The 1,357-nt window shown below is 57.4% G+C and carries 1 protein-coding gene; it reads left to right on the forward strand.

Annotated elements, in window-relative coordinates; translation table 11 throughout:
- The first annotated feature begins 246 nt into the window (after positions 1–246).
- Positions 247–1,158, forward strand: coding sequence for a 5'-nucleotidase (locus A15D_RS17055; RefSeq protein WP_102792897.1), 912 nt, complete (start codon positions 247–249; stop codon positions 1,156–1,158).
- Positions 1,159–1,357 lie beyond the last annotated feature (199 nt).

Genomic DNA, 1,357 nt, shown 5'->3' on the forward strand with positions numbered 1-1,357 from the left:
CCTTTCCTAGAGACAAGGCGCAGCAGATGGGCGCTTCAGGACACGCCCTTCGGGTCTTTCAGGCTGGCCCACACTCGTTGTTGCGCTTCCTTCGAAGGTGAAGAGCCGATGGATGGACATACAACTTCAAAATCGCGCCCCTCTTTACCTTGGCCGAGGGGGCGAACCAGCCTGAAAGACTGAGCACGCAAGGAGTTATTCAGAGGTTCCCTGGTTAATGAAAGCCCCAAACAGTTGGAATGGACTATGCCGGTTTCGTTTGATGGAAAGTTGGTGGTAGCGATCAGTTCGCGAGCCCTGTTTGATCTTTCAGACAGCCACCAGGTTTATCTGGAGCAAGGGCTGGAAGCGTTTCAGGATTATCAGGTAAATCACGAAGAGGATGTGCTGGCCCCGGGCGATGCCTTCCCGCTGGTGCAAAAGCTGCTGGCCATCAATGAGCTGGATGAAGGCAAGGGCAGGGTAGAGGTGATCCTGCTATCGAGAAACAGCTCAGACACTGGTCTGCGCGTGTTCAACTCCATTGAGCATTACGGTTTGCCGATCACCCGTGCTGCCTTTGCCGGGGGGGAAAGTCCCCACCGTTACGTCTCGGCGTTTGGGGCGCATCTGTTTCTTTCCACTGATCCCGGAGATGTTCAGCAAGTCCTGGAAGCCGGCTATGCGGCTGCCACGATTCTCTCGGGCGGCCAGTGCCAACGGCCCGATGGCATTTTACGGATTGCCTTTGATGGCGATGCGGTGCTGTTCTCGGATGAGTCGGAACAGATCTTCCAGAGCGATGGGCTTGAAGCCTTTACCGAAAACGAAAAGCGCTCCGCCAGGCAGCCTATGGATGGCGGGCCTTTCAAGCCGTTTCTGGCGGCGCTGCACCAGCTTCAGAACAGCTTTCCCGTGGAAAGCTGTCCAATCCGCACGGCACTGGTCACAGCCCGCAGCGCTCCGGCCCATGAGCGGGTGGTACGCACATTGCGGGAATGGGATATTCGCCTGGACGAAAGCCTGTTCCTGGGCGGGCTCGCCAAGGGAGATTTCCTGAGAGCCTTCGGCGCCGATGTCTTTTTTGATGATCAGCAGGGGCATTGTGAATCTGCCTCCCAGCACGTTGCCGCAGGTCATGTACCCCATGGTATTGCCAACCGGCGAAAGCAGGAGTAAGGAGCCTCTGAATAACTCATTGCGTGCTCAGTCTTTCAGGCTGGTTCGCCCCCTCGGCCAAGGTAAAGAGGGGCGCGCTTTTGAAGGTCTATGTCCATCCATCGGCTCTTCACCTTCGAAGGAAGCGCAACAACGAGTGCGGGCCAGCCTGGAAGACCCGAAGGGCGGGACCTGGAGCGCACATCTGCTGCGCCTTGCC

This window comes from Alcanivorax sp. MD8A (assembly GCF_002888555.1).
Lineage (GTDB): Bacteria > Pseudomonadota > Gammaproteobacteria > Pseudomonadales > Alcanivoracaceae > Alcanivorax.